Raw genomic sequence first — 5109 nt, forward strand, 5'->3', positions numbered from 1 at the left:
CCGCCGGGATCCCCCCCGGCGGTTCAGATTGAGTGCTTTGCCGGGGCTTGAACGAATGCGGCTATGATGAGCCAGACGAGTCCGAGGACGGCACAGGTCAGAAATACCGCAACGCTGCCTCCTAGGTCCGCCGCGATGCCACCAACCGCGCCGCCAGCGAACAGCCCAATCGATTGGGCGGTGTTATAGACCCCCAGCGCGCGGCCTTTGCGGGATGGTGGTGCCGTGCGCGAGACGAGCGAAGGTAACAGCGCTTCCAAAAGGTTGAAGCCCACGAAGAACACGAACAGCGCACACACCAGAGCCACGATATCGTGGTATCCGGCAGCGAATCCGATCATGGCGAGTCCCATCAACGCGACCGCCCCGATAAAGCCATGCCTCAAATAACCGCGCGTTTCGGCCCAAATGATTCCGGGGATCGCCACGATGAATGACAGGATGGCGACCGGCAGATAGACGATCCAGTTATTCTCGATCGGGATGCCGGCATCGTTTACCAGCGCAAGCGGCAAGGCCAAAAACAGCGCGACCTGCATGAAGTTCAGGGCGAAGATCGAAAAGTCCAGGCGGAGCAGTGCGGGAGTAAAAAGGCTTGTATGTGGCACGGCACTCGTCATCGCGGCATCCGGGTGCGCGGGCTCGGAGGCCCCCATCTTCACATCGGGTACCACGAACTTCACAACGAAGACCGCCCCGATCGCAAGCACGCCGGTGAGCAGGAACATACCCGGCACCGAAATCGAGCGATACAGCAATGGTCCGGCCACGAGGGCGATGATAAAACTCAAGCCGATCATCATACCAACGAAGGCCATCGCCCGGGTGCGATTTTCCGGTCGGGTCGAATCAGCGATCATCGCGGAGATCGCCGCCGAGATCGCACCCGCCCCCTGGATCGCTCTGCCCACAATGATCATGGGCAAGGTGTGCGAGAAGCCGGCAATGAATGAGCCGAGCGCAAACACTGCCAGCCCCGCGATCATCACTGGCTTGCGGCCATACCGATCACTGGCGATACCCAGAGGAATTTGCAGGCAGGCTTGAGTGAAGCCGTAGATACCCAGCGCGAGGCCGACCAGGAAGCGGTCATGCCCATCCGGCAGCGTTTTCGCGTAGATCGAGAACACGGGAAGAATCAGAAACAAGCCGAGCATTCTCAGCCCGTAAATCGAGGCCAGACTATAACTCGCCCGCTGTTCGAGCTTTGTCATCGGGTTCGAGCGACGTTTTGTTCTGGTCTTTGATGTTGTCGGGGACATCGAAACAATCCTACCAAGTAAGCGAGTTTAGTGCCGGCTCTGCGCAATGCAGAGCGGATATCACAAATCTGCCTAGCTGTCGGATTTACGGCCTCATGATACGAAACTACGCAATTTACGACGTATTGCCAGTCACGAATCGGTGTCCCGGATGCTTGTATTCTCTATTCCGGACTAACGCCTGCCGTATTCGGTTGATCGACCGGCTTATGTTCGACGACGCGAAGGAACTGATGTGCCATGGCGTGATAAACAGGTTCCTTGCAGACCAATCGCGACGCCATCGTGCCAAGGATCGCGGCGATGCCAACAGGGACAGTCATGGCTGGGTTGCTGGTCATCTCGATTACGATCGCGGTTGCGGTCAGTGGCGATTGAACCACGCCCGAAAAATAGCCTGCCATCCCCACCATCGCGAACGCAGCCACTGGGGCGCCCGGCACGAGATGGCTGAATATCGTCCCAACACCTACGCCCACGGCCAGTGACGGAGCAAAAATGCCTCCCGGAATACCCGAGAGATAGGAAACGAGTGTCGCAAGGAACTTAAGCGGCGCGAAATCGAATGGCGGCAGCACGCCCTTGGTCAACGCCTCACGCGCCTCGCCGTAGCTCGCATCGAAGATCTGTCCGTGTGAAATCAGGCCAAGTCCTGCCAGCACAAAGCCGCACAGCAACGCGAAACCAACAGGGTGATCCTTTGCAAGACGGTTGACCGGTCCTGGCATGAACCGCGCCGGCGTAACCAGCACCTGTGCAAATGCACCACCCATGACGCCACCGATCACTGCGCAGAGTGGGACGAGCATCCAGATCAGCCCCAACGGCAATTTGGCTCGAGAGAAGCCAAAATAGGGCTGGTAACCGAGGAGAAGCAGAAGCGTGATGCCGCTGGCAAAGGCAGCGAGGATGATCGAGCGTGCCAGACGATCGTCAAAGCTGCCGGCCATCTCCTCGATGGCGAACAAAATGCCGGCGACCGGCGCGTTGAACGCGCAGGTAATGCCCGCCGCACCACCGGCCAGAATCAATAAGCGTTGCAGGGCTTGGCTACGTTCCAATCCGAATCGGCCAAAGATGTTCATCACAACACAGCCGATCTGTACGGTCGGGCCTTCTTTGCCGATCGAGGCTCCCGCCGCGAAGCCGGCAAGGGTCAGTAGAAATTTACCCACGGCGATGCGGACCGATAGCACGGTGTCGACGTCGGTCGGGTTCTCCATCGACATCGCGGCCATTGCTTGTGGGATGCCCGATCCTTGCGCGCCGGGAAATACCCTGCGGGTCAGGAACACAATACCGGCCAACCCGATTGGGCACAGCAGAAGCGTCAGCCACAGCCGGTGGGTGGTGAGATGGGCGAAGAGGGCACTGGCGCGCACAACTCCGATTCCAAACGCAATCGAAATCAGCCCGGTGAGAATCGCGGCTAGAACAAAGATCAGATTTCGTTTCACCGCTTGCACTGCGAATGGTCTCCTTCGAGAAAAAATGTTCAAAAAATTCGCGCGCGATGCAAGGTCGGGCCAGAGGAAGCATTGACCATTAACGTGATCGAGGGCGGAGCCAAGTCAGCTGCGGCTGGTAGGATCATATAGCTGGTTCGGAGCTGGCAACTCTGGCGACGGGTTCGGAAAATGGCGCAGCGTGTTCGCCCTTCGATCAGAGTATTTCCCTGATTTTATGGGCAAGCGCATGAAGATGCGGATGCGCGTCCCCGAGGTTGTTTATGATCGCCAGTGCCTCACCGTGCGGTCCGAACAGATACACCGCACCACTATGCTGGATGGCCGATACCGGATCAGGTGAGCCAGCGCCCGTCGGCGCCTTGAAATAGACCCCGTACCGTTTGGCGAAGGCATTGAGTTCGGTCGGCGTGCCATAGAGACCATCAATAAAGGGCGGCGGCCCAAATTTAGCGAGATAGTTCTTCAGACGCTTTGGCGTGTCGTATTCAAGATCGACCGTGACAAACAGGAATCTGGTCCGCGATCTGTCCGCACCGAGCATGCCAAACAGGCGGGCGGCATTCAATGTCGTCAGCGGGCAGGTGTCGGTGCACCGGGTGAATCCAAAATAAACGATGACGACGTCACCACGATAAGCACTGGCGGACACGACCTTGTTGTCAGAGACACGCTTCATCTTGAAGGCCAGATGAGGGAGATGCCCATGCACATCGATAATGCCGGGAATACTGGCGGCATTGGCCCCTTGTACGGGGAAACCGACCTTCTCCGCCCACGCGCTCACCGGCAGGGCGGCGAGTGTAGCCGACACACCAACAAACGCGCCGAGGCGCCGGCGACCCATGGCGTTATGAATATCCCTCATGGCGTCGGTATCCTCGGAGAAAGGCTGGCAATATAAGCAGTGACTGCCGCACGTTGGGCCATATCGAGATGACGCGCAATTGTGGACATTTTTGAGTGATCCCCGTGGTTTGCGGCTTCCGCGGCAAGATCGTCCATGAGATCAGCAGCCGATCTGCCGCGCAGTGAGGGTATGCGCTTTGCTGCATCGCCTGAGAAAGAGATGCCGTGGCAGGATGCGCACGCCCCTACGTCTGGCCGGAGACCGTGCACTGCGATGTCCTGTCCATTTGGAGGCCAATTCGCTGCAGATGCGAAGCTCATGAAGGAAACCACCAACAAAGTTCCAATGAAATATCGCATCAAGACACGCACGATCCCTCCGCTCAGCTAAATGTGTCCACAGTGCATGACCAACCGCATTTGCACCGACCGTGCGGCGTGATGCCTGCTCCCACGGTAAAATGGTCGGCTTGGCCCAGTGTGAACATGCAGCGTGTGGCAGTGTAGATCACGGAGTGCGCGTCAGTCGACCTATGACCCACGACAGCCAGCAGACGCGCGGCAAACACGGTTTCCACCTGCTCATCCCCCCAACCGCGGCGATCTGCTTCGGCCCGGCGCGCCATCACCCGCCCGAAAAGCGCCATCCGCGCAACTGGGAAACCGTCCGATCAGTTTGACCGAGGCGTCTTGCTCCGTCGCCCGGGCACACCACCAAGTCATGACGTCCACCCGATATTGATCGACAAACACATCGAACACAGCCGGCGTCCGGTCAGGATCAAGCCCGATCGTCTCGTCAAGCCTGACCCCGGTACTGGCAGCGGCAAACCCGCATAGCCGATCGAGGTCGATATGCGTGTCGTCGAACCCATACAGGCCGGCGATCAGGCCCCGCAACATGCCGGAATACGGCGTGTGCCGGTCCCGCCCAATCACAGTGACGTGCACATCCGCCAGACGATCAACTCCGAAGCGCCGCAGCACCTCGACATGGCTGTGTCCGCCACCGATCAACACGAGACGCCGGTTGACCGGTGAACGGGTAACCGTCAAGAGTGGTTCATCTTAGCGGCAGGCACAAGCTTGCGGAAAATCGCCTGCTGCTTCGCATTCAGCGCCGCATAAGCCTTGAGATGATAGGGAACCATCGCCATTCCGACGTCGGTTTGGGCCTTACCGACCGCTTCAATATCCGCAGAGATCTGGTGCAAGTCGGGATCCAGCTGCGCCGCGTCCTTTTGATATTGGGCATACTTGGCCTTCAAGGTTGCCACGGTCGATTGCGCAGCACCGACCATGCCCATGGTCAGTGCCTTTTCTTCCTTGATCTGCGCTGGCGTCAGCTCAAGCTGTTTTGCATGACCCAACACCCAGGCTGGACCGGGATGATGGGCGCGGAACATCATCGGGAAGCCGAGCGAATGCGCGCGGAAGTAGGGCTTCCATGACGCACCCATCGCAGGTCCAGATTGCGCCATCGTTGTGGCATATGCCGCAGGTGCGACGGTCACGAGAGCAATCGCTGCGGG

General features: G+C 58.7%; 6 protein-coding genes. All 6 read right to left on the bottom strand.

The features are described 5' to 3' along the window. Positions 1 to 23 precede the first annotated feature (23 nt). A complete protein-coding gene (locus ACP5E6_RS14330; protein WP_427955020.1) occupies positions 24 to 1262 on the bottom strand; it encodes an MFS transporter in 1239 nt (412 codons plus the stop codon). 164 nt (positions 1263 to 1426) lie between these two features. Continuing rightward, positions 1427 to 2644 (bottom strand): chloride channel protein, encoded by a 1218-nt coding sequence (locus ACP5E6_RS14335; RefSeq protein WP_427955021.1) that lies wholly within the window; start codon positions 2642 to 2644, stop codon positions 1427 to 1429. Between the two features lie 280 nt (positions 2645 to 2924). Further along, entirely contained in the window at positions 2925 to 3596 is a 672-nt protein-coding gene (locus tag ACP5E6_RS14340; protein ID WP_427955022.1) for an SCO family protein, read from the bottom strand. Further along, complete coding sequence (locus ACP5E6_RS14345; protein WP_427955036.1) at positions 3593 to 3937, bottom strand: c-type cytochrome; 345 nt, start codon at positions 3935 to 3937, stop codon at positions 3593 to 3595. Before ACP5E6_RS14345 ends, ACP5E6_RS14340 begins: the two co-directional genes overlap by 4 nt. A gap of 222 nt (positions 3938 to 4159) precedes the next feature. Continuing rightward, a complete protein-coding gene (locus ACP5E6_RS14350; protein ID WP_427955023.1) occupies positions 4160 to 4633 on the bottom strand; it encodes a hypothetical protein in 474 nt (157 codons plus the stop codon). After that, on the bottom strand, positions 4630 to 5109 hold a 480-nt coding region (locus ACP5E6_RS14355; protein ID WP_427955025.1), incomplete at its 5' end, for a hypothetical protein. The genes ACP5E6_RS14350 and ACP5E6_RS14355, both read right to left, overlap by 4 nt.

Origin of the sequence: Acidiphilium sp. (assembly GCF_049977125.1) — a bacterium.
Lineage (GTDB): Bacteria > Pseudomonadota > Alphaproteobacteria > Acetobacterales > Acetobacteraceae > Acidiphilium.